The organism is Rhizobium sp. BK049 (assembly GCF_014193135.1).
Lineage (GTDB): Bacteria > Pseudomonadota > Alphaproteobacteria > Rhizobiales > Rhizobiaceae > Rhizobium.
Map to the genome: position 1 here is coordinate 13,641 of NZ_JACHYV010000011.1, position 21,026 is coordinate 34,666.

Genomic DNA, 21,026 nt, shown 5'->3' on the forward strand with positions numbered 1-21,026 from the left:
CCGCGGCCCCTCCCCTTATATCGAGCGTGCGACGAAGGCCGCCGGCGGAGACAGATTTTTGGGACAGCTTCTTCTCAACAAAGTCCAGAAGTTCTATGGCGACTACGAGGTTCTGAAGGGCGTGCAGCTCGAAGTGAGGAATGGCGAGTTCGTCGTCTTCGTTGGCCCGTCCGGCTGCGGCAAGTCCACGCTCCTGCGCATGATCGCCGGCCTCGACGCGACGACGGCGGGCGACATCGTCATCGACGGCGTCAGGGTCAACGACCTGCCGCCGGTCAAGCGCGGCATCGCCATGGTGTTCCAGTCCTACGCGCTCTACCCGCATATGTCGGTGTTCGAGAACATCGCCTTCCCGCTTCGCGTCGAAAAGATGGAAGAGTCGAAACTCAAGGCCAAGGTCGAGAATGCCGCGCGCATCCTGCATCTCGACCAGCGGCTGCAGCAGAAACCCGGCATGTTGTCCGGCGGCCAGCGCCAGCGCGTCGCGATCGGCCGCGCCATCGTGCGCGAACCGAAGATATTCCTTTTCGACGAGCCGCTCTCCAACCTCGACGCGGCGCTGCGCGCAGACATGCGCATCGAGCTTGCCAAGCTGCACCGGGCGTTGAAGGCGACGATGATCTATGTAACGCACGACCAGGTCGAAGCCATGACCATGGCCGACCGCATCGTCGTCCTCGACTCCGGCAATATCTCCCAGACCGGCGCACCGCTGGAGCTTTATCACAAGCCCGCCAATCAGTTCGTCGCCGGCTTCATCGGCAATCCGAAAATGAATTTCCTGCCCGTGACCTGCAAGGGCGTTAGCGCCAACGGCGTCGAAGTGGATTATCAGGGCCAGACCGCCGTTCTGCCGGTGACCCCGCGCGATGGCATGGCCGGCAAGACGCTGACGCTCGGCATCCGGCCGGAGCACATCCAGCTGAACGGCGGCGATATCGTCTTCACCGTGACCCCGACGGTCATCGAACGCCTCGGCGCCAATACGGTAGCTTATGCCTCACTCAACGGCGAGGCCGAAAATTTCTGCGCCATGCTCCCCGGCAGCGTCGGCATCCGCCCCGACGCACCTGTGACAACCGGCATCAATGCCGTTGACTGCCACCTCTTCGACGAAGCGGGCATTGCATTCGAGCGTCGCGTGGAACTGACCGAAATCGATACGAACGTGATCAACCCGACGGCGGCTTGAGCCGACGGGCTTGGTTTGTTCCACCGGGAGTCCCGTCGGGGGCGAGATGACACCCTCTTCCGTCAATCATCGCCGCCAAGAGTATCGCCAATGGGATGGGAAGCGCTCGGACAATGGGGTGAAGACGCGGTCCGCATCAACGGCTGACGGGCGGAGTTGCCAATGACGTGTGGAGCGTTCGCATCCACGGCCAGGTCGCGGTCGGTCGTGTCGGCTACAGAACCGACGCCGATCTCACATGGGAAACCGAGCTCATCCCAGTAAAGGCATGCACGTTTTCAGCGCTGATCCCGACGACCGACGGCCGGCTGTTCGCGAACGGTCTGGTGGTGATGAAATACATGGGGCCGCCCGAGACAGAGTCCGACTGGCGTCGCGTGGCCGACACGCTCCGCGAATGCATCGGTTGACACAGGGCAGCGGCCGCCTAGGGAGAAATCACAACAAGAGCCGTCGAGATTCCCTCGCCTTCCCGGCGGTAACTGTGCGGAACGCTTGAGTCAAAATACGTAGCGTCGCCCGCATCCAGCGCTGTCTCCTTGCCGTCCACAATGACGACGAGCCGACCGCTGAGCACGTAGATGAACTCGGCGCTGCCATGTTGATGCGGCTCCGAGGGCGACGAATCGATCGGGAACTCGGCGTAAAACGCCTCCATCCGGCGGTCGGATGCGGGATAATCGAGGCTTTCGAAGAGGAAGGCCGGGTTCTTTTCGCCCGGCGGGCTTGGAAGTTTGAGGCGCTCGTGCTTGCGGACGACCGCAATGAGCGGCTCCTCCTTGTCGGATTTGAAGAAGTGATCGAGGCCGACCCCGAAAACCATAGCGATCCGAAGCAGCGTGGGCAGCGTCGGAAACATCTGCCCGCGCTCGATCTTCGAAAGCATCGCAGGCGAGAGCCCTGTATGCCCCGCCAACTGCACCAGCCCCAGCTTCTTTCTCAGTCGCAGTGTCTTGATACGCGGGCCGATCGCGTAGCGCTGAAGCTCATTGGACAGCGTGTCGGAGAGCACTCGTAAACTCCTTTTCGTTTCGGGAAACTACCCCAATGACTATTTTCATTACAAGATAATTCGGTTTCTGCTCACGAAAATTTGAGTGGCAATAAAATCTATGTTCTCCAAATGAAAGACGTGAGGTGCAACGCGCACCTGTCATCGAGAGGAGAATGACATGAAGTTGAGAAGCCTTTTAGTCGCTGCAGCAATCACGCTTGGCAGCAGTTTCAGCGGGGTCGCCGCGGAGAAGGATGTCGTCGACACTGCCGTGGAGGCGGGTAAATTCAAGACGCTGGCGACCGCGCTCGAAGCGGCAGGCCTGGTCGCCACTCTCAAGGGAACGGGTCCGTTCACGGTCTTCGCTCCGACCGATGAAGCCTTCGCCAAGTTGCCGGCCGGTACCGTCGAAAACCTTCTGAAGCCGGAAAACAAGCAAAAGCTCACCGCGATCCTCACCTACCATGTGGTCGCGGGCAAGTTCATGGCTAAGGACGTGGCGGGTATCAATGAGGCGAAGTCGGTCAATGGCAAAACGATCGACGTCAACGTCGAGGGCTCCACCGTCAAGGTGAACGACGCCGTTGTAACTGCCGCCGACGTTGCTGCCTCCAATGGTGTCATCCATGTCATCGACAAGGTGATCGTGCCGCCGGAAGGCTGACCCTGGTCCCCTCAACTGGAGAAGAACCATGAAGTTCCTCAACATACTAACGCTCATCCTCGTGATCGTAGGCGGCCTGAACTGGGGGCTGGTCGGGCTATTCGGCTTTGACCTCGTGGCCGCCATATTTGGGGCCGGCTCGGGGCTCGCCCGGGTCGTTTACGTCCTGGTGGGGCTGTCGGCCGCCTGGCAGGTCATCCCGCTGTTTTCTGCAGTGGGTTCCGGCGAGTTCGCTGCTCGCCTGAACCAATAGGCCTTTGGAGGGACCCGCTTGCCGCGTCGGCGGCTCCCTCCACCTTTTGTCGGATGGACATGGATTCCCTTCTTGTGCTGGTCGCCTTTCAGGCCGCGAGCTTTGCTGCGGCGGCCACCGGCGTGATTTTTCGGCCAGGCGACTGGTACAAGCAGCTCGACAAGCCACGATGGCGGCCGCCCGATTGGCTGTTCGCCCCGGTCTGGACGGTACTCTATGCCTCGATCGGACTGTCGGGCTGGCTCCTGTGGCTGGAGGCAGGCATTGCCGGCGCAGCATTCCCGCTCAGTGTCTATGCAGTCCAGCTTCTGCTCAATGCTGCGTGGTCGCCGATCTTTTTTGCGCTTCACCAACCCGGGCTTGCCGCGGTGGAGATCATGCTGCTTTGGGCTGCGATCCTGGCGACGATCATCTTGTTTTATCCCGCGAATTCGGGTGCTGCCCTGCTCCTTGTTCCTTACCTCACGTGGGTGAGTTTCGCGGCGGCACTGAACGTGTCCATCTGGCGGCGCAACCGCCCGAAACCGCTGTCGGAGGGCGCCCGATGAAACCCTGGTGGATCGTCGTGAATGATCGGATGCAGCAAGGCTACCGATACGTTCTCGCTGCACCGAGTGGCCGCAACTTCCATCCCGACTTCCGGCCAGAGCTGACCCCCGCCGAGATGCTTGCACTCGGCGTGTTCGGCGGCAAATACATGACCGATTGTCGTGACGAATTCCCGGAAGGCTGGTTCGCAGAGGCCCGTCTGTCGCCGCTGCGAAAGGATCCGTCACTGAATTGCTTCGGTGTCGACGCCAGCCAACCCCTTAACGTCTGGCGAGCCAAAGGATGGATACATCCCGACGATCCGCGTGGCTGGTTCCAGTGGTATTGCCGCTATTATCAAGGTCGCCGCATGCCTGGCGAGGACGAGCGACAGATCGCCCGCTGGAAAGCCATTCGCCGCCATATCGCTCAGCTTCGCCGAGCCTGCGAGCCTGGAGATTGCTGGTGCCGGCCGCGCCAGCGCCAGGCGCTGCTGCATTGGGCATATGACAGTCGTTCGATCTAACGGCCGCTGTTGCGCCGTTATGCACATCGAGCTTGCCAAGCTGCATAGGGCGTTGAAGGCAACGTTGATCTATGTGACGCACGACCAGGTCGAAGCCATGGCGATGGCCGACCGCATCGTCGTGCTCGACGCCGGCAACATCTCCCAGACCGCGGCACCGCTCGAGCTTTATCACAAGCCCGCCAACCAGTTCGTCGCCGGCTTCATCGGCAATCCGAAAATGAATTTCCTGCCTGTGTGAAGCAGTCGCACCGGTGCCTGATCGTCATGGGCGGATGCACACCTGCGGGTACGCTACTGGGCCATCCGCGCGCGGAGGCGAGGCCCGATCCAGTCGAGGAACCACCGCACCTTCAGCGATAGGGGATCGGCTGGACCGTGCATAACGTTCACAGGCAGAGGTTCCGGTGCGAACTCGGTCAGCAGTTCCTGCAGAGCGCCGGAGCGCAGCTGATCGGAAATCTGGTAAGACAGCACGCGGATGATGCCGATGCCGGCCATTGCAGCCTGAATCGCCGCTTCCGTCGTGTTGACCGCGAGTTTGGACCGCGGTTCGATGGTGAAGGCCGGACCGTCCCGGCGGTAGCGCCATTCTGGCGCGGTCGCAAAGCCCTGGAAGCTTATGCCGTCATGTCGCCCGAGGTCTTCCGGTCGACGCGGCACGCCACGGCGGGCCAGATATTCGGGGCTCGCGCAGATAACCCGGCGGACGCTGCCGACGCGCGTCGCGATCAGCGCGCTGTCCGTCAGGTGACCAATTCGCAGAGCCACGTCAACCTGCTCATCTGCCAGATTTATCTGCCGATCAACCAGCGTCAGGCGCAGGTCGATGTCGGGTTGCTCCTTCAAAAATTCCAGCGCGATTGGCAGCAGATAGCGCTCGCCGAAAGCAATCGGTGCGGTCACATGAAGCCCGCCACGCAGCGCGCCATGATCGCCGCTGGCCTGCCGCTCCGCCGCGTCCAGGTCCTCGAGAATGCGACGTGAGGCGGCGACGAAGGCGCGCCCCTCCTCTGTCAGCGAGAGACCGCGGCGCGTGCGCAGCACTAAGCGCGCTCCGAGGTGCTTTTCAAGATCGGCGACCTTGCGGCTGACCGTCGCGAGCGGTGCGTTGAGCCGCCGCGCCCCGGCCGAAAGACTGCCGGCATCGACCACCGCCAGCAGTACCGACATCGCGTCAAGACGATCCATCCAATCCTTCCGAAATCTGAGAGTAAGCTTCCCGAAATGGCAGGATACCCTACTGGTTGTGGATGTCATAGCTTCACGTCATTCGAGGGCGCTGCCAGGCTCCCCATATTTGCCAATCATCAGGATGGACGTCATGCCCCAGCTTTCGCGTCGTGCCTTTGCAAGCGCTCTCCCTCTTGGCCTCCTCGGGGGAAGCCTCTTTGGCGGAGGTATGATTGAAGGAGCGTCCGCGCTTGCTGCGACGCAGGAGGCCGCCAAAGCGCCGGTCAGCGTTACGCCGCTCGCGCAGATCCGCATCGGCCGCTTTACGGTGACGGCGTTGACGGACGGGTATGCCGACATGCCCTATGAATATTTTCCGGGGCGTACCGCAGCGGAGGTCGAACAGGCGGCAGTCGCGCAGTTCACCGCCCGGCCGAGTGGGGTGCGATTCCTCTTCAACCAATACCTCGTTGAGGATGGCGAACGCCGCATCCTGATCGATGCCGGTACAGCGGGCTCGATCGGGCAGACCGGGCAGTTGCCGCAGGCGCTCGCCGCTCTCGGCCTGCAGCCCGACCAGATCGACGCGGTGATCGTAACGCACATGCATCAGGACCACATGGGTGGGCTGATTCTCGGCGGCAAGAACAACTATCCCAAGGCCGAACTATATGTAGATCGCCGCGACGTCAGCCATTGGACTGATCCGGCCAAGCGCAACGGCGCGCCCGATTATCTTCAAACCAGCTTCAAGATGGCGGAGGAGGTCGTGCGTCTCTACCCGAGACTTCAGGCGATAGATGGAGAGCGAGAAATTGTACCGGGCGTCTCAATTGTCGACCTGACCGGCCATACACCCGGACATATCGGGGTGCGTGTCGAAGATGGCGCACAGAGCCTGATCATGGTCTCGGACATGATCTTTCCCGTCGTGCATCCTGCGGCCACCGATGTGTTCTTCCTGTTCGAGCAGGATCGTGCAGCAGCCAAAGCGATGCGCGACCGGTTTTTCCCTCGCGCCGCTTCGGAAGGCGCCCTCATCGCCGCCACCCACATGCCCTTCCCAGGGCTCGGCCGTGTCGTTGCCGACCGCGGGCAGATGCGCTGGCAGACTGCGGACTGGGCCTTGCAGAACTGAAGTTCGCTTCGAAGATGCGGCTGTTCTGCGCCGTCGCGGCCCCTTGTTGAGCAGGCGCAGAAGGTTGATTGCTGCCTATCCGTTGGCCATATGTCATGCTCAATACGGCAGGTGATTGCCAAATTTCATTTGCCAGTAGAAGGTCGCTTAGCATAGGCCGGCACCTGAAACCGGCGGCGATAGTTGCCGGGAGCCAAGCCGGTTACCCTCCTGAACAAGCGTCGAAAGAAGGCCGGTTCCTCATACCCTACCTGCCAACTTATCTCGTCGACGGAAGCCTCCGTTCGCTCTAGCCGCCGCTTCGCCTCCTCGATCCGCAGCCGTTGCACATAGGCGATCGGGCTCATGCCGGTCGCCCGTGTGAACCGCCGCTTGAAGGTCCGCTCCGTGAGCCCCGCCTGCTTGACCATCTCCTCCAGCGGATTGGCGACTGAAAAATGGACGGCAAGCCAGTCCTGTGCGGTCTGGATCGCCTGGTCGCCATGGTCGCGCCGCCCCTCGAACACCATATAGGGAGCCAGCCCGTCCTGGTGCCATTGCAGCGCAAAATAGCGGGCCACCGTCTGCGCTGCCGTCGCCCCCGCATGGCGGGCGATCAGGTAAAGCACAAGATCGTGCCATGTCATCGAGGCGCCCGATGTAATCAACTCGTCCCGCTGGCCAGCGACCACCAGCACCTGTTCCGGATGGATCGGGATCTGCGGATAGGCGTCGCGGAACGTCTGGGCATAGCCGAAGTGGACGGTGGCATCGGCGCCATTGAAGACCCCGGTCTCGGCAAGCAGGAAGATTCCCGAACAGGCCGAGCAGATCAGCGCCCCTTTCTCGTGCATTCTCCGGCACCATTCCACCAGCGCCGGATATCGGCGCTTCACCCAGCCTTCCGGCCCGAGCACGACCGAGGGCACGATGACGATGTCAGTCCGCTCGATTTCGGCGACCGGTCGCTGCACCACCAGCGGCACGCGGCTGGCGAGCGTCAGCGGGCCGGCCCGTTCGCCGACGATCTCGACGTGGAAAGGAGGCGTCTTGGCAATGCCGTCTTCCGGCGGGACGATGGAAAAGGCGTTCATCACATCAAAGATGCCGCTGAGCGTCGAGACTGCCGCCTCCGGCAGCGCCACCAGGCTGACATGGAGCGGCTGCGGCCCCGGCGCCCGCTCTGCCTCCTGCTGCGTTCCGGTCATCATCGGTTCCCCCTTGGCAGCAATGATAACCCCGGAGCGCAGCCGGGGCCACTGCGGACGTGCAGCTTCCCTGGCGTGGCGCAAATGGCCCGATCATGGCCAGCACCGCTCTGCCGCTGACGCTCCCGGTCTGCGATCTTCCCTGGACCTCGAACGGAGGTTTCCAACCAGGGAGAAACATCATGGATACCATGCAAAGCAGGACCATCGACAGTGCGAAGCTCGACACGCTGGTCGGCCGCGTCGTCAGCGATCTTTCCGCCGGCTATGGCGGGGTCATGGTCAGCCTCGGCCACCGCCTCGGTCTCTACAAGGCAATGGCCGACCGCGGTCCGCTCACGTCTCGCGAGATCGCCACCCGCGCCCGCTGCGCCGAACGATATGTGCGCGAATGGCTGAATTCGCAGGTGGCCGGCGGCTATGTCACCTATCATGCCGTCAGCGGCACCTATGAGCTGACGCCGGAACAGGCCTTCGTGCTGGCGAACGAGGACAGCCCCGTCTTCATCCCGAATGCCTGGGCAACGCCGGCTTCCATGTGGGCCGACGAGGAAAAGGCGGTCGAGGCCTTCCGCACCGGCGCCGGCATTCCTTGGGGTGACCATGATGGCCGGCTCTTCTGTGGCGTCGCGTCCTTCTACCGCAACGCCTACCGCGCCAGCCTCGTGCCGGAATGGCTGCCGGCGCTCGACGGCGTGGTGGAGAAGCTGAAGGCCGGCGCTCTGGTCGCCGATGTCGGCTGCGGCCACGGCCATTCGACGGTGCTGATGGCGCAGGCCTTCCCGAACTCGAAATTCCACGGCTTCGACACGCACGAAAAGTCGGTCGACGAAGCACGCAGGGTGGCGGGCGAGGCGGGCGTTTCCGATCGAGCGGGCTTTTCGGCCGCACGCGCCGAGACCTATCCGGGGAGGGGCTATGACCTCATCTGCTTCTTCGACTGCCTGCACGATATGGGCAATCCGGTGGCAGCCGCCACGCATGCGGCCAAGGCGCTTGCCAAGGATGGCACGGTGATGCTGGTCGAGCCCTTCGCCAATGACCGGGTGGAGGACAATATCTCGCCGGTCGGCCGGCTCTATTATGCCGCTTCGACGACGATTTGCTGCGCCCATGCGATTTCCGACGGCGGTCACATCGTGCTCGGCGCCCAGGCTGGCGAGGCAAGGCTCAAGGACGTCTTCCGCAAGGCGGGCTTCACCCGCTTCCGCAAGGCCATGCAGACGCCCTTCAACCTGATCCTGGAAGCCCGCCTCTGACAAGACCCGGCGACCGAGGGTGCCGGAACTCGCGGGACCAATGCAGGCTTCTATGTTAGGACGGAGCCTGCATTGTAGCCCTTAATCAAACAATCAGAGCATGGTGCGCCCGTCGACCCATTTCGCCCTCAACCGGAAACCAGCTCTACCAGACGAGGCCGCGGGCCGCGACGTCCTCGACGCGGGTCACCACACCGCCGCGATGGAAAACCATCGTATCGAACAGGTTTGATACCACGCAGGTGTGGTTCGGGATGATGAAGAGCCTCTCACCGATCTGTGGCCGCGGGCCAGTGCAGTTCGACAGATCGATCACGCCATGTTCTTCCGACAGGCTGGTGATGCGCGCCTGGGGATAACCGACGATCAGGCCGTAATCGCTGAAACCCTGAAGATCCGATGTCAGCGCCTTCGAACCGGCATCGATGACGGCCCGGTCGGCAGTCGGCCGTGAGACGACAGTCGTCAACACGTGCATGGCGCAATCGTCTTCGGTGCAATGGCCCATGCGCACCATCTGGCGGTCGTTATAGATATAGGTGCCGGCGCGGTGTTCCGTGGCCGATGTGACGAGATGCGCCTCGAACAGGCTCGGCGTTCCGCCATTGCTGACGATCGGGCAGCTTATGCCTTCCGACTGCAGACGGCCCACCGTTTCGGCGATGAAGGCTTCCACGGCGGCGGCCGATTGCGGCTTCGGATAGGTGACGATGCCGCCGAAGGTGAGGCCGTCGGCTGCGGCGATGCGCTTGGCGAGCGAGGCCGCCTCCTCCGGCGTCTGCACGCCGCAGCGGCCGGCGCCGGTGTCGCATTCCACAAGCACCGTCAGCGGCTTATGGCCGGAAAAATGTGCGGCGAGCCCATCGACCGTCACTTCGCTGTCGGCGACGACTTTCAGGGCTGGAATTTTCTCGTTCAGCCTAGCCAGGCGCTCGAGCTTCTGCTGTCCGAGAATGTTGAAGGTGATCAGAATGTCGCCGAAGCCGGCTTCGGCAAAGACCTCGGCTTCCGTCACCTTCTGGCAATTGATGCCCTTGGCGCCGGCGGCGACCTGCGCGACGGCGAGCGCCGGAATCTTGTGCGTCTTGATATGCGGGCGGAAGTTCAGCCCGTGCTCGTCCATATAGGATTGGACGCGGGCGATGTTGGCAGCCAGCCGGTCCTCGTCGATCACGGGTCGCGGCGTCGAGAGATCGGCGATCCGGTCACCGGCCTTGGCAACGACGGCAAACCGATTGTCATGCATTCAGGCGGCTCCGCGTTCTGTCCCATGTGGATCGGCCACGATCGGCCAGATGGTCTTCGGCGCCCGCCGGTATGGCGTCGTCGCCGGATTATTGGGATAAGGCGTTCCGGCGGAGCAGTAAAGGATTTCCGCCGCAATCTTCGAGAATGACGCGAAGAAGTGGTTGGTGGATTTGATCACCAGGATCTTCTGCTTCTTGGGATCGATGCCCATGACCGAAAACAGGCTGGGGTCGAAGCTCTGGGCGCGGGTCGAATTGAGAATGATGTCGATGCCGTTGAGAACGATATGGGCGGCATCGCCGAAGGGTGCCAGGCTCTCACCAAACTGCATCTCGGCATTCCTCACCAGCTTGACGACCCTGACGGTGCCGTCGACGGGATTGCCGGTGCCGGGGGCTGACTTGGCGCCGAAGCGCAGCGGAATCTCCGCCCCCTCGCCCGCCGCAAAACAAATCTGCACGGCCACCGGATCCCAGATGGTACCGATGGCGGCGCTCGTGACGCCGCGGGCCATGAGCTCCGCGAGAATGACAGTCGCATCTCCTGCCGTGCCACCGCCCGGATTGTCCCAGACGTCGGCGATGACGACGGGCCATGCGGTCGCGGCCATTGCGCGCGCGACGGCCTGCCTCTCGTCGATCTGCGGGACCATGAAGGTGCCGCGCTTGGAAAAGAGTTCAAGGCCAAGTTCGCGCGCCAGCGCCGCGCCCTTTTCCGGCTTGTTGTCGGTCACGACAAGCAGCTTCGTTCCCATTTCGGGGACGTCGCCGACCATGAAACCGTGGATCACCGAGATCGAGAGAATCTCGGGGTCGTCCTTTTCGATATGCATGATCTTGTCGACGAAGGAGCGCATGGGTTCGCGCGAGGTTGGGAAGACATCGATCATGCGGCAATCAAACACCGACATGACTGGCTTGATCCGGCCTTCGAGCGTTTCCACGGCGATGCGCCAGACATCTTCGGCGCGGTCGACGAAGTCCGTATGCGGAAATTCCTTGAAATAGACGGCGAAATCGAGCGCTGCGACGCGTTTTGCCGTGAGATGGCTGTGCGGATCGAGTTCGGCTGAGATGAGCACGTCAGGCCCGACGATTTCGCGCATGCGATGGAGAAGATCGCCTTCCGTATCCTCATATCCGGACGCCACCATGGCGCCGTGCAGGCCCATGACGACGGCATTAACAGGCATTGCCGCCCTGAGCTGCCCGAGGATTTCGTCGCGCAGCTCCTCGTAGGTGGCCCGGTTGACGAGGCCGGCGGGGTCGGCCCAGGTGGCGGTTCCCTCGATCAGCTCCCATCCCTTCTCTTTGGCGACGCGCCTGCCGACGGTGATCGGCGCGGTGCAGAGCGTCGGCGTTTCGGGATGCTGGCCGGGCGGGGCATAGAGTGAGGCTTCGAAGGCGCGGCGATCCACGCAGATCGGGGAGAAGGTGTTGGTCTCGGTCGCCAGTGCTGCCGTGAAAATGCGCAAGAAAGTGGCCTTCTTCTTATCGGCTCCGCTTCAACCCATCGGGTTCGGCAGGTAGCCGGTGAAACCTGAGATCTTCCAGCGTCCTTGGTGAAGCCGGCAGTAATAAAGCGTCTGCCATTGCAGGACATCGCGGGTGCCGTCCGCCTTGGTAATGCCGCCGTCGAATTTCTTGCGAACAAGCGCCGTGTCGCCTTCGATCTCGATATCTTCGAGCGTCGTTGTGGTGAAGATCGCCGTGCGCGCATCTTCGGCGAAGCTCTGTTTGGCGAAATCCTCCGCCTGCCTCAGCCACTCGTCGCGGTAGGCTCTAAGCGTCGGGAAAGCGAGCCGCCATTTGTCGGGGTTTGTCTCCTTGCGGCCATCGATGCCGATGAAGCCATCTTCCACGAAGTCATGCTCCACCATCGACCAATCAGCGGCCAGAAAGGCATCGATATCGCGGGAAACGAGCATCTCCCAGATCGCGTGGCGGGCGCTATCGGATGGGAAAGGATTCTGGAATGGATCGCGCATGGCTGCCCCGGATTGAAATTCTTTTCATAAAAGGCGTTTTTCACTGGTCAAATTCTGCTTTCTATGGTCACTTGTCAACTTATCAAGAAAATAATTTGCAAGGACTTGAGAATGCCTATCAAGCGCTATGGCACTGTTCAAACCGGCGCCGGCGGCAAGGCGCTGCCCTTCGCGCGCGCTGTCGAAGCTGACGGATGGCTCTATGTTTCCGGCCAGGTCGCGATGGAAGGCGGCGAGATCATCGATGGCAACATCATCGCCCAGACCCATAAGACGATCGCCAATGTTCTTGAGATCCTGGAGGAAGCCGGTTACGGCGTCGAGCATGTCGTGCGCGTCGGCGTCTGGCTCGACGATCCGCGCGACTTCTGGACCTTCAACAAGATCTATCAGGAGTATTTCGGCGAGCATCCGCCGGCGCGTGCCTGTGTGCAATCGTCGATGATGGTCGATTGCAAGGTTGAGATCGACTGCGTGGCCTATAAGAAGAAGGGTGATTAGCGGATACCATCGGGGGAGCGGGTTTGGATATCTTTTCGACATTGCAGGAAGACAAGGGCCGGCTCTCTCCCTCCGAAAGCCGCATCGCCGAGATCATCGTCAACGATTTCGAGTTTGCAGTGAACGCCTCGATCATCGAGCTCGCCGAACGCGCCGAGGTGTCGCCGCCGACCGTCACGCGCTTTTGCCGGCGGCTGGGCTGCGAGAGCTTTTCCGATTTCAAGGTGCAGCTTGCCCGCACCGCTCATATCGGCGTGCGCTATCTGAAGCCGGAATCGAAAAGCACCGATCCCGCCGATGTCGCCCAGGATATCATCACCAAGGCCCAGAACGCCCTCTTTCTCCTGCATCGGTCGCTCGATCTGGCCGCTATCGAAGCCGCCGTTTCCCATATCGCCAAGGCGGACATGATCTACGCCTTCGGCTCGGGCGGCAATTCGTCGATGATCGCCGATGAGCTGCAGAACCGCCTCTTCCGTCTCGGCGTTCGCATCACGGCGAGTTCCGACCACAGCATGCAGCTGATGATGGCGGCCGCGGCGAAACCGGGCGACGTGCTGATCGGCTCGTCCTTCTCGGGGCGCAATATGGAACTGGTGCGGGCCTTCGAGCTTGCCCGCGACACCAAGGTGAAAACGATCGCTTTGACCCAGACGGATAGCCCGGTTGCCAAGGCCGCCGAAATCGTCGTGCCGATCGATCTTCCCGAAGGCAACAATATCTACCGCCCGACCTCGACGCGCATCGCCTACCTTGCGATGGTCGATATCCTGTCGAGCCTCATCGCCTACGCCATTCAGCCGAAGGCGACGGTGACGCTGCGGCGTATCAAGCAGCAGCTTGTCCTTCACCGCGACGGCGACGACCGCCAATTGCTTGGAGACTGAAGCATATGAACGGGAGCGACAATCAATGACCCAATCGATCGCCGTCGTGACCGGCGCTGCAGGCGATATCGGCGCGGCGATTGCCGCGCGGCTCGCCGATGACCATGATGTCGTACTGCTTGCCGATATCGATGCGGCTGCCGCTGCCGCCGCGGCTTCGAAACTCGGACCGGAGGAGCGTTTCGTCGTCGTCGGATGTGACGTAACCAGCGAGGCGAGCATTGCCGGATTGGCAAAACGTGCTGCCGGCAGCGGCGTCGTGCGAACCCTCGTCAACAATGCCGGGGCCGCCCGCGCCACCAGCCTGCACAATACAACGCCAGAGATCTGGCGGGCCGATAATGCGCTCAATCTCGAAGCGGCGTTTTTATGCTTCCGCGCCTTCGAGCCGATGTTGAAGGCCTCGAAGGGCTCCGTCGTCAACATCGCCTCGGTCAACGGAATGAACGTTTTCGGGCATCCGGCCTATAGCGCCGCCAAGGCGGGCCTCTTGCATTTCACCCGGCTGGTCGCCGTGGAATACGGCAAGTTCGGCATTCGCTCCAATGCCGTCGCACCCGGCACCGTGAAGACGCAGGCCTGGGAAGCGCGCGCGAGGGCCAATCCGAACGTGTTCGAGGAGGCGCGCCGCTGGTATCCGCTGCAGCGCGTCGTCGATCCGAAGGATGTTGCCAATGCCGTGGCCTTCCTTGCCGGGCCGCTCGCCGCAGCGATCACGGGCATCTGCCTGCCGGTGGATTGCGGCCTTACGGCCGGCCAGGCCGAGCTGGCGAGAACCTTTTCCCAATCCGAACATTACTGACAGTCAGGGCTTTGTTCTTAGAGACGCGATAGCATGACATGACCTTCGGGACTGCCCGCCGCGGCTGCGCCTGCCGATTTCCCTGACGATTGATGATTTCATGAGCCGCCTCTTTCCCGACGTCTTCCGCAATCCGGCGATCCGCGCCAGCATGATCGCCATTTTCACCTTCGGCATGGCGGGAGCGATGACCGCGCCCTATCGTTCGATCGTCGGCATCCGCGAATTGGGCTTGAGCGACGGTCTCTATTCCTTCCTGGCCTTTGCTTCGGCGGCGGTGAATGTGATCATCAGCGTTCTGCTCGGCAATCTCGCCGACCGGCTCGGCGAATACCGTTCAGCGATGATCGGCGCCTGCATCTTCGGCATTGCCGGCTACGGCATGGTCTATGCCTTTCCGAGCGCGCCCGTCTTTGTCATCAGCGCGCTGCTGCCGCTCCCGATCTATGGGGCGCTGAATTCACTGCTGTTTGCCAATGCGCGCGCGGCGATGCAGGGCATGAGCCGGGACGACATGGTGACGGCCAACTCAGGCGTGCGCGCCATGATCTCGCTCTCCTGGGTGCTGATTCCCGGCATCACGGGCCTTCTGCTTTCGGGCGCATCGAGTATGCTGCCGGCCTATCTCTTTGCCGCCATCTCCTGTCTCTTATGCCAGAGCATCATCCTCTTGGCCCTGCCGAAGCGGGCGGCAACGGAGATCGCCACCATTGATCATCTTTCCTATCTCGGCGCCCTGCGGCAGGTGATTTCACCGCGGATTTCGGCGCATATCATCGGGGTGGCGCTGATCACCAGTACGCTGCATCTCAACGACGCCCTGCTGCCGTTGATCGCCACCGGCGCGGCCCACGGCGCGCTCAGCGACGTCGGCATTCTGGTCGGGATCGTCGCCTTGCTCGAGATCGTCTTCATCATCGTCTGGTCGCGGATCGCGCGGGATGCGGGTCAGATGACCGCGCTTGCCGCCGGCACCATCGTCTATGCCGCATTCCTCGGCCTCCTCGGTTTTGCCTCCCAGCCGTGGCATCTCTACGCGCTCACCTTGCTCGCTGGCATCGGCGCGGCGGCGATCATCAGCATCCCGATCACCTATCTGCAGGATCTCATCGCCGACCGGCCGGGGCTCGGCAGCGCACTGATCTCCGTCAACGTTTTTGCCAGCGCGGGCATCGGGGCGCTGGTCTTTGCCGCCGGCACCTATGTGACCGGTTATTCCGGGACCGCCATGCTGAGCGCCGTCACCGGATTGTCGGGGATCACGATCCTCGGCCTGCTGCAGAGACGAAATGCCGTTGCGCCTGCCGACGCCGAGCTTCGATAATCAGTCAAAGAATGTGGCTTTCATCGCCATCCGTCTTGTGACAAGGGTGGTGCTTCACTTGCTTCGAAAGCGACATGAAGGCGATCTCCGGCACCAATCTCGAGCAGGCCAAGTCTCACAACCGGCGCGTCGTGATCGAGGCTGTGCGCACCCACGGTCCGCTGTCGCGGGCCGCCATCGCCCGGATGACGGCGCTGACGCCCCAAACCGTCTCGAACATCGTCGAGGAACTGGAGAACTCGCACCTTCTCGTTGCGGCCGAGGCGCAGAAGCTGGCGCGAGGCCAGCCGATCATTCCCTACACCATCAATCCGCACGGCGCCTATTCGATCGGCCTGGAGCTTGGCCGCCGGCGCGCCAGCGGTGTTCTGACGGACCTCTCGGGCGCCGTCTGCGCCCGCATCGAGCACCAGGTCGAACACCCCGATCCGCAAAGGGCCATGCCGGCGCTGCAAACAATCGTCGAGGATCTTCAAGAGGCTTTTGCATTCGACAGGAACAGGCTGCTTGGTATCGGCATCGCCCTGCCCGGCCGCTACGCCGATGGCGGCACCACATCTCTCAGCCCGCACAGCCTGCCGGGCTGGCAGGATTTTCCCGTCGGGCATGCACTGGAACAACGGGTCGGAGTGCCGGTTCTGGTCGAGAACGACGCGACGGCGGCGGCGATCGGCGAGCGCCTTCACGGTGTTGCCCGGGGTCTCGGCAGTTTCGTCTATCTGTTTCTGGCTGGCGGCGGCGGTATCGGCGCCGGAATGTTTCTCGACGGCCACCTCTACAAGGGCAGCCGCAACAATGCCGGCGAGATCGGCCATATTATCGTCGAGCCGCATGGCAGGCTCTGCAGCTGCGGCAAGCGCGGCTGCCTCGATCGCTACATCTCGCCCTCAGTCGCTTACGAATTCATGGGCATCGCCAATGCCGGCGAGCTTTCCCCCGACAATCTCGACGCGCTGATCGCCGAAGGCGGCGAAGGCGTTGATGCCTGGCTCGATCAGGCCATTGAGCCCCTGCGGCAGACACTCGATTTTCTGGAACTCGCCTTCGATCCGCAGACCATTGTGCTCGGCGGCAGCGTATCGACATCGCTGATGCGGCGGCTCGCCGAGCGGCTCGAGCCGCTGCACGATCCGATCGATCCCGACCGAAAGCGGACGATACCCCGCGTTATGATCGGCATGACCGGCAAGGATACGGCGATCCTCGGCGCTGCCGCCCTGCCAATTTTTTCGGAAACCAATCCGCGCTTCGACGTCCTGCAAAAGCCGGTCGGCTAACACCCTCACCCGCCTGCCGGCAGCCGCGCATCTGCTTGGCGCACGCGACGGGGCAGAGGTCGTGCAAATATGACGACATTCCCGAGAAGCGTCAGCCCCAGGCCGATCAGGCCGAGACCGCTCCAGTGGTAGCCCTCGAAGATCGTCGACAATGACAGGGCGACGATCGGGAACAGGACGGTGGCATAGGCAGCGCGCGAGGAGCCGATGCGGGAGACCAGCATGAGATAGGTGGTGAAGCCGATCACCGATCCAATTGCCGCGAGATAAAGCAGGGCGGCAAGATAGCTGATGTCGGGCGGCGCCACGATCGGTGTTTGCGTCACTGCGATCAGCAAGAGGAGGACGATCGCGCCGTAGGTCATGCCCCAGCCATTGGCGGTCAGCGGTGAGATCCCGGCCGCGCTGTTTCGGCGCGATGCCATGTTGCCGAGCGAGAAGAACAGCGTGCCCAGCGCTGCGAGCCCGATCCCTTTCAATGTGCCCATATCGAAATCGACGACCACCTCCTCTCCGAACAGCAAGAGAAGGCCGGTGGCTCCGAGCGCCGCTGCGAGAAGCGTGCGGCCTGTGATGCGGTCGCCGAAGAACAGGCGCGCATTAACGGCATTGTAGATCGTTGCCAGCGAGAAGATGACCGAGATCAATCCGGACGGGATAAAGGCGGCGGCGTTGTAGAAACAGATGAAATTGAGGCTGAAGAGGCAGAGCGCTTGCCCCAGGAGGAATGGTTGATCGCGCAAGGCAGGGAGGTTGAGCCGCCGCATGAAAGCCAGGATGGCAACGAGGATCACTGCTGCGACGGCAAATCTGTAGAAGACCGAGACCAGGACCGGCACGGGACCGACCTGCATCGCAATGGCGATCCAGGTCGTCCCCCATATGAGGACAGTCGCGATGAAGAGAGCGGCATTTGCCATGGAGTGATCCTCGTTTTCTCCATGAATAGGCGAACGGTGAGCCGGTCTCTTGCAGATTCTTGCTATTAAATTTCTCGCCCCGGAGTTCCCGCTCGCCACGTCGGCCGTCCATCGGTATTGTTCGCAAGACGTCACATGTGTGGGAAGAATTGGTGAAAGATAGCCGCCTCTCGGTTTTCAGGTTTTTGTCTGCATCGCCCTCGGCGCGGATGTCGCAGTCGATCGATCTGGGGTTCGGGCGATCGGCGGCCCTCTGGAGCAATGGCAGCGACAGGATGAGCTATGAACGGCCGGACGGACATACGTTCAGCCTTTATCTCAACGGGGGCGCCGGAACGCGCCGCCTGGATGGCAGCCCCGCCGCGCGAGGCCGGCCCGGCGCCTTGTGCGTCATGCCACAGGGGCACTCGTCCGAATGGGAAATCACCGATCCATTCGACTTCGTTCATCTCTATGTTCCGGACGATCAGATGCGCCGGATGTTTGCCGAGACGTTCGACCGTGATTCCAGGCTTATGGCTGTCTCCGAAGTGACCTTCGCCGATGCACCCGTCTTGGCGCGCACGCTTCGGCAGCTGAGGCAAGCGATGTCAGCGGGTGAGCATCTGCTGGCTGAAGAAGCGATGACTGAGACGATCAACAATTTTTTGGTTGATCCGCGTTATGGAGGGACGCGCCCCTGCGCGATCAGCGGCGGGCTCGCTCCCCATATCAGGCGCCGCTGCCTGGATTATATCGAGGCTCATCTCGGTGAGACCATCCGCTTGCAGGATCTGGCGGCGATCGGGCAGCTCAGCGCCTTTCACTTTCAGCGGATGTTCCGGGCAAGCTACGGCGTGTCCCCGCATGGCTGGGTGGCCCACCGGCGTATCGAGCGCGCCAAATCGATGTTGCGCGGCACGGACCCGATCGCGCAGATCGCCTCGGCTTGCGGCTTCAGCAGCCAGAGCCACATGACCCGCGCATTTAAGGCGGGCACAGGCGTCACGCCCTCTGCCCACCGGCCGCGACAGTGAAGCCGGGCGCTATGACTCCTGCAATCCATAGAGCAGCGGCATCAGCCCAGCGAGCGCCTTGAAGCGTTCCCATGACTTGGACGAGGGTTTCGTCCAGCCGGTTTCGGCAAGTGCCGAAAGGCGCGGGAAGACCAGGCGATCGAAGACGGCGCGGTCCGTCATCGGTTCGGACCAGATGCAGGCCTGGATGCCGAGCAGCTGCTGTTTCTGGCTCGCTGTCCAGCCGCCGACCGGATCGAAATTATAGAGATTTTCCGCGTCCGAATTTCCTGCCCAGCTGGCGCCGGGCTCATCCCAGTCCGGCCTCAGCGCCATGTCGAGATAATAGACCTGGCCGGGGCAGACGACCATTTGATAGCCGCGTTCGGCGAGTTCGGCCGAAACCTCAACATTGCGCCAGCTGCAGAGATAGCTTTTCGACTTGTCGATGACGTCGCCGTGCGCGGCTTCCTCCCAGCCGCCGGTGATGCAGCCCTTGCTTGCCAGGAAGCGCTGGACACGCTCGAGGAATTCTGCTTGCAGGATGGCGGCGCCCGAGCCGTGAATGTCGTCGGCGCCATGGGTGTTGGTGACGACGTTCAGCCGCTTGGCATGCGCATCGGCAACCTCGTCGCCGGCGATGGCGCGCAGCCGCTTGAGCGCTTCCGGCGAGCCGGACCATGCGCCCAGGGGAACTTCATCGGCGCCGAGGTGGATCGTCTTGAACGGGAAAAGCTCGATCAGTTCCGAGAGAATGGTCTCGACGATCTCATAGGTCTGCTCGCGCGCTGGATTGATGCAGTTGTCGGGAAAACCCTGAACCGAGTAATAGCTGCCCTTCTCGTCCGGATCGCGCAGCTCAGGTATCGCCTGCTGCATGGCATAACAATGTCCAGGCATATCGATCTCCGGCACGATTTCGATGCCGAAGTTCTTTGCGAGGGCGACGATCTCGCGGATGACAGGCTTTGTATAGTAGCCGCCCGTCCGGGCCGGGCTTGAACCCAGAAGCGGCGGCACGGCAAGGCCGTGGCCGCGCCAGGCGCCGATCTCGGTCAGCGCCGGGTAGGCATCGATCTCCACCCGCCAGGCTTCGTCATCGGAAAGGTGCCAGTGGAAGCGGTTGAGTTTGTTCCAGGCCAGCACCGCGATCAGCTTCTTGACTTCGGCCGCGCCATAGAACTGGCGGGCGACATCGAGATGCAGGCCGCGCCAGCCCATCGACGGCTCGTCGACGATCTCGCCGAATGCGGGAAACTGGAAAACGCCGGGATGCAGCTTAGCGCCGCGCCAGATCTGGCCGAGCGTGACGAGGCCGTAAAGGAAGCCGGTCCGGCTGCTTGCCTCGATCGTGATCGCCTCTTCTTCGAAGCTCAGCCGGTAGGCCTCCAGCCCGAAGGCGGCGGCGTCCTTCAGGCCGACACGAACCGCGCCTTCGGCCTCGGTGCGTACGATTCCCTCGACGGCGAAGAGATGCTCCACCAGTGCCGCGAAGCTTTTCGCCGCCGCCTCTCCTTCAGGGCTCTGCGCCCGCGGCGCAAAACCGGCCGGCAGCGGGCGGCGCGAGGCGACCGCCACATGGTTCGGCCAGGGAATGATCGACACCGCAACGGGCGCGTTGACGGGAACTGGATAGATCTCAGCGCCCCGCTTCAGCGGCGCATTGCTGACGGAAGAGCGCGTCGGCTCGACAGCGAGCACGATGGTGTTGCCGTCGGACAGTACGAGATAGGCGCTCGTCGCGCCGTCCGTCCAGTGGCGGAACTGCCAGCTGAGCGCATAGACGGAGATCGTCCAGGTTTCGCCTGCGCCGAGCACGAAGTTGGCCGGCGGCTGGAATTCGGTGAAATTCGAAAGCCGTTGCGACACCGTTGCGCCTTCGACGCGTCCGGCGGGGTCGACGCGGCCCGGACCGCTGACGCAGAGGGAAAAATTCGAAAGCGGTTCGCTGCCGAGGTTCTTGAGGCGCAGGACATAGGAGAATTCCTTGCCCTCGGTAGGCGGGTTCCAAAGGGTTTCAAGCCGCAGGGCATTCGGTCGCGGTGTCGACATTGGTCACTCTTCCTTTGAGGAAAACGAGTTTTTTGGACGTTCCTGCACGGCCACGGGATGGGAGCAGCGGTTGAAGTCAATCAAATTGATTTAATAGTGATAACCAGTTTCCCGCCGGG

At 62.3% G+C, this 21,026-nt stretch carries 21 protein-coding genes and 2 pseudogenes; 15 read left to right on the plus strand and 8 right to left on the minus strand.

Annotated features, from left to right (window positions below):
• The first annotated feature begins 58 nt into the window (after positions 1-58).
• Together ugpC and FHT70_RS13520 are read left to right on the plus strand one after the other, a co-directional pair.
• Complete coding sequence (gene ugpC / locus FHT70_RS13515; protein ID WP_183701875.1) at positions 59-1,192, plus strand: sn-glycerol-3-phosphate ABC transporter ATP-binding protein UgpC; 1,134 nt, start codon at positions 59-61, stop codon at positions 1,190-1,192.
• A gap of 90 nt (positions 1,193-1,282) precedes the next feature.
• A pseudogene (locus FHT70_RS13520) lies at positions 1,283-1,610 on the plus strand (aminoglycoside phosphotransferase); the annotation flags it as partial.
• Positions 1,611-1,619: 9 nt separating this feature from the next.
• Here the strand turns inward: FHT70_RS13520 and FHT70_RS13525 are convergent.
• Positions 1,620-2,204: a cupin domain-containing protein gene (locus tag FHT70_RS13525; RefSeq protein ID WP_183701877.1), complete on the minus strand. Its 585-nt coding sequence runs from the start codon at positions 2,202-2,204 to the stop codon at positions 1,620-1,622.
• Between the two features lie 160 nt (positions 2,205-2,364).
• On the opposite strand from FHT70_RS13525, the gene FHT70_RS13530 reads away from it, so the two are divergent.
• From FHT70_RS13530 to FHT70_RS13550, 5 genes and pseudogenes are all read left to right on the plus strand, one after another.
• Positions 2,365-2,850 (plus strand): fasciclin domain-containing protein, encoded by a 486-nt coding sequence (locus tag FHT70_RS13530; protein ID WP_183701879.1) that lies wholly within the window; start codon positions 2,365-2,367, stop codon positions 2,848-2,850.
• Positions 2,851-2,878: 28 nt separating this feature from the next.
• Entirely contained in the window at positions 2,879-3,103 is a 225-nt protein-coding gene (locus tag FHT70_RS13535; RefSeq protein WP_183701881.1) for a DUF378 domain-containing protein, read from the plus strand.
• 59 nt (positions 3,104-3,162) lie between these two features.
• The gene (locus tag FHT70_RS13540; RefSeq protein WP_183701883.1) at positions 3,163-3,651 is read left to right on the plus strand and encodes a TspO/MBR family protein; all 489 of its coding nucleotides are present in this window, start codon (positions 3,163-3,165) and stop codon (positions 3,649-3,651) included.
• A complete protein-coding gene (locus FHT70_RS13545) occupies positions 3,648-4,157 on the plus strand; it encodes a hypothetical protein (protein WP_183701885.1) in 510 nt (169 codons plus the stop codon). Before FHT70_RS13540 ends, FHT70_RS13545 begins: the two co-directional genes overlap by 4 nt.
• 25 nt (positions 4,158-4,182) lie before the next feature.
• Positions 4,183-4,395, plus strand: a pseudogene (locus tag FHT70_RS13550) (ABC transporter ATP-binding protein); the annotation flags it as partial.
• A gap of 56 nt (positions 4,396-4,451) precedes the next feature.
• Here the strand turns inward: FHT70_RS13550 and FHT70_RS13555 are convergent.
• A complete protein-coding gene (locus FHT70_RS13555; protein WP_183701888.1) occupies positions 4,452-5,348 on the minus strand; it encodes a LysR family transcriptional regulator in 897 nt (298 codons plus the stop codon).
• Between the two features lie 133 nt (positions 5,349-5,481).
• Here FHT70_RS13555 and FHT70_RS13560 point away from each other — a divergent pair, with 133 nt between their 5' ends.
• Positions 5,482-6,468: an MBL fold metallo-hydrolase gene (locus FHT70_RS13560; protein WP_183701891.1), complete on the plus strand. Its 987-nt coding sequence runs from the start codon at positions 5,482-5,484 to the stop codon at positions 6,466-6,468.
• Between the two features lie 125 nt (positions 6,469-6,593).
• Here the strand turns inward: FHT70_RS13560 and FHT70_RS13565 are convergent, their stop codons facing one another.
• Complete coding sequence (locus FHT70_RS13565) at positions 6,594-7,658, minus strand: helix-turn-helix domain-containing protein (protein WP_183701894.1); 1,065 nt, start codon at positions 7,656-7,658, stop codon at positions 6,594-6,596.
• Between the two features lie 179 nt (positions 7,659-7,837).
• Between FHT70_RS13565 and FHT70_RS13570 the strand changes: the two genes are divergently transcribed.
• Positions 7,838-8,914 (plus strand): class I SAM-dependent methyltransferase, encoded by a 1,077-nt coding sequence (locus tag FHT70_RS13570; protein WP_183701897.1) that lies wholly within the window; start codon positions 7,838-7,840, stop codon positions 8,912-8,914.
• A 145-nt stretch (positions 8,915-9,059) separates the two neighbouring features.
• On the opposite strand, the gene FHT70_RS13575 is transcribed toward FHT70_RS13570, so the two are convergent.
• The 3 genes from FHT70_RS13575 to FHT70_RS13585 are packed head-to-tail and all read right to left on the minus strand — an operon-like array spanning position 9,060 to position 12,149.
• Positions 9,060-10,160, minus strand: a complete 1,101-nt coding sequence (locus tag FHT70_RS13575; RefSeq protein WP_183701900.1) for a D-TA family PLP-dependent enzyme — start codon at positions 10,158-10,160, stop codon at positions 9,060-9,062.
• A complete protein-coding gene (locus FHT70_RS13580) occupies positions 10,161-11,636 on the minus strand; it encodes a M81 family metallopeptidase (RefSeq protein ID WP_183701903.1) in 1,476 nt (491 codons plus the stop codon).
• A gap of 30 nt (positions 11,637-11,666) precedes the next feature.
• Complete coding sequence (locus tag FHT70_RS13585; protein WP_183701906.1) at positions 11,667-12,149, minus strand: hypothetical protein; 483 nt, start codon at positions 12,147-12,149, stop codon at positions 11,667-11,669.
• 111 nt (positions 12,150-12,260) lie between these two features.
• Here FHT70_RS13585 and FHT70_RS13590 point away from each other — a divergent pair, with 111 nt between their 5' ends.
• From FHT70_RS13590 to FHT70_RS13610, 5 genes are all read left to right on the plus strand, one after another.
• Positions 12,261-12,650 (plus strand): RidA family protein, encoded by a 390-nt coding sequence (locus FHT70_RS13590; RefSeq protein WP_097601376.1) that lies wholly within the window; start codon positions 12,261-12,263, stop codon positions 12,648-12,650.
• Positions 12,651-12,673: 23 nt separating this feature from the next.
• Positions 12,674-13,537: a MurR/RpiR family transcriptional regulator gene (locus FHT70_RS13595; protein WP_183701908.1), complete on the plus strand. Its 864-nt coding sequence runs from the start codon at positions 12,674-12,676 to the stop codon at positions 13,535-13,537.
• Positions 13,538-13,562: 25 nt separating this feature from the next.
• A complete protein-coding gene (locus FHT70_RS13600; protein ID WP_183701911.1) occupies positions 13,563-14,339 on the plus strand; it encodes an SDR family oxidoreductase in 777 nt (258 codons plus the stop codon).
• Positions 14,340-14,439: 100 nt separating this feature from the next.
• Positions 14,440-15,663: an MFS transporter gene (locus tag FHT70_RS13605; protein WP_183701914.1), complete on the plus strand. Its 1,224-nt coding sequence runs from the start codon at positions 14,440-14,442 to the stop codon at positions 15,661-15,663.
• Between the two features lie 74 nt (positions 15,664-15,737).
• Positions 15,738-16,940 carry an ROK family transcriptional regulator gene (locus FHT70_RS13610; RefSeq protein ID WP_183701916.1) on the plus strand — a complete coding sequence of 401 codons (1,203 nt, stop codon included), beginning with the start codon at positions 15,738-15,740 and terminating at the stop codon, positions 16,938-16,940.
• A gap of 5 nt (positions 16,941-16,945) precedes the next feature.
• Here the strand turns inward: FHT70_RS13610 and FHT70_RS13615 are convergent, their stop codons facing one another.
• On the minus strand, positions 16,946-17,860 hold the full coding sequence (locus tag FHT70_RS13615; RefSeq protein ID WP_183701919.1) for a DMT family transporter: 915 nt from the start codon (positions 17,858-17,860) through the stop codon (positions 16,946-16,948).
• A gap of 275 nt (positions 17,861-18,135) precedes the next feature.
• Here FHT70_RS13615 and FHT70_RS13620 point away from each other — a divergent pair, with 275 nt between their 5' ends.
• Positions 18,136-18,876 (plus strand): AraC family transcriptional regulator, encoded by a 741-nt coding sequence (locus tag FHT70_RS13620; protein ID WP_221138899.1) that lies wholly within the window; start codon positions 18,136-18,138, stop codon positions 18,874-18,876.
• Between the two features lie 9 nt (positions 18,877-18,885).
• On the opposite strand, the gene FHT70_RS13625 is transcribed toward FHT70_RS13620, so the two are convergent.
• Positions 18,886-20,907, minus strand: coding sequence for a beta-N-acetylhexosaminidase (locus FHT70_RS13625; RefSeq protein WP_183701925.1), 2,022 nt, complete (start codon positions 20,905-20,907; stop codon positions 18,886-18,888).
• Positions 20,908-21,026: the final 119 nt, after the last annotated feature.

What these genes read in the sequence shown, in the direction of transcription:
- FHT70_RS13585 (WP_183701906.1), bottom strand. Translation starts at nt 12,149, where the DNA reads ATGCGCGATCCATTCCAGAATCCTTTCCCATCCGATAGCGCCCGCCAC.
- FHT70_RS13540 (WP_183701883.1), top strand. Translation starts at nt 3,163, where the DNA reads ATGGATTCCCTTCTTGTGCTGGTCGCCTTTCAGGCCGCGAGCTTTGCT.
- FHT70_RS13625 (WP_183701925.1), bottom strand. Translation starts at nt 20,907, where the DNA reads ATGTCGACACCGCGACCGAATGCCCTGCGGCTTGAAACCCTTTGGAAC.
- FHT70_RS13555 (WP_183701888.1), bottom strand. Translation starts at nt 5,348, where the DNA reads ATGGATCGTCTTGACGCGATGTCGGTACTGCTGGCGGTGGTCGATGCC.
- FHT70_RS13620 (WP_221138899.1), top strand. Translation starts at nt 18,136, where the DNA reads ATGAGCTATGAACGGCCGGACGGACATACGTTCAGCCTTTATCTCAAC.
- FHT70_RS13545 (WP_183701885.1), top strand. Translation starts at nt 3,648, where the DNA reads ATGAAACCCTGGTGGATCGTCGTGAATGATCGGATGCAGCAAGGCTAC.
- FHT70_RS13560 (WP_183701891.1), top strand. Translation starts at nt 5,482, where the DNA reads ATGCCCCAGCTTTCGCGTCGTGCCTTTGCAAGCGCTCTCCCTCTTGGC.
- FHT70_RS13600 (WP_183701911.1), top strand. Translation starts at nt 13,563, where the DNA reads ATGACCCAATCGATCGCCGTCGTGACCGGCGCTGCAGGCGATATCGGC.
- FHT70_RS13610 (WP_183701916.1), top strand. Translation starts at nt 15,738, where the DNA reads ATGAAGGCGATCTCCGGCACCAATCTCGAGCAGGCCAAGTCTCACAAC.
- FHT70_RS13530 (WP_183701879.1), top strand. Translation starts at nt 2,365, where the DNA reads ATGAAGTTGAGAAGCCTTTTAGTCGCTGCAGCAATCACGCTTGGCAGC.
- FHT70_RS13575 (WP_183701900.1), bottom strand. Translation starts at nt 10,160, where the DNA reads ATGCATGACAATCGGTTTGCCGTCGTTGCCAAGGCCGGTGACCGGATC.
- FHT70_RS13590 (WP_097601376.1), top strand. Translation starts at nt 12,261, where the DNA reads ATGCCTATCAAGCGCTATGGCACTGTTCAAACCGGCGCCGGCGGCAAG.
- FHT70_RS13570 (WP_183701897.1), top strand. Translation starts at nt 7,838, where the DNA reads ATGGATACCATGCAAAGCAGGACCATCGACAGTGCGAAGCTCGACACG.
- FHT70_RS13535 (WP_183701881.1), top strand. Translation starts at nt 2,879, where the DNA reads ATGAAGTTCCTCAACATACTAACGCTCATCCTCGTGATCGTAGGCGGC.
- FHT70_RS13615 (WP_183701919.1), bottom strand. Translation starts at nt 17,860, where the DNA reads ATGGCAAATGCCGCTCTCTTCATCGCGACTGTCCTCATATGGGGGACG.
- FHT70_RS13605 (WP_183701914.1), top strand. Translation starts at nt 14,440, where the DNA reads ATGAGCCGCCTCTTTCCCGACGTCTTCCGCAATCCGGCGATCCGCGCC.
- FHT70_RS13565 (WP_183701894.1), bottom strand. Translation starts at nt 7,658, where the DNA reads ATGATGACCGGAACGCAGCAGGAGGCAGAGCGGGCGCCGGGGCCGCAG.